The following is a 546-nucleotide window of genomic DNA, read 5'->3' as shown; positions in this document are numbered from 1 at the left end:
CTTTTGGCATCATTAGAAGCTGTTTGACACAACTTCGATTTGTACGATTATGCACATATTTCTAGATTTTGTTCTCTCCTTTAAAATGGGTACTGAATTTCCTATATAATGTGAGCCACCTCGCTGATGATAATCCACTCAATTTAGTCTTTTTCTTAGCAAAAAAGGCTTTTTATTAGGTAAAAATGGCACTTTATGTTTAACACTTCCTCGACTCGTTTAAATAAATACATCAGCGAAAGCGGTATTTGCTCCAGGCGAGACGCTGACCGCTTTATCGAACAAGGTAATGTCTACGTCAATGGTAAGCGTGCTCAAGTAGGCGATCAGGTGGTTGCTGGAGATACGGTAAAAGTCAACGGACAGCTCATTGAGCCGCGAGAGGCCGATGATTTTGTTTTTATTGTATTGAATAAGCCAGTGGGTATTGTAAGCACCACTGAAAGCTCCGAGAAAAATAACATTGTCGATTTTGTCAGACATGGAGTACGTATTTTTCCAATTGGTCGTTTGGACAAAGATTCTCAAGGTTTAATATTTTTGACC

The 546-nt window shown here is 39.0% G+C and carries 1 protein-coding gene; it reads left to right on the top strand.

Annotation, left to right across the window (positions count from 1 at the left end):
* Positions 1–195: 195 nt before the first annotated feature.
* Positions 196–546, top strand: a 351-nt coding sequence (locus ACS8FD_RS23760) for a S4 domain-containing protein (protein WP_439277659.1), incomplete at its 3' end; no start/stop codon positions are given.

The sequence above is a fragment of the Psychrobacter sp. 1U2 genome, from assembly GCF_051847575.1.
The sequence above is the reverse complement of the archived record's forward strand: the minus strand, read 5'-3'. Positions and strand labels throughout refer to the sequence as shown.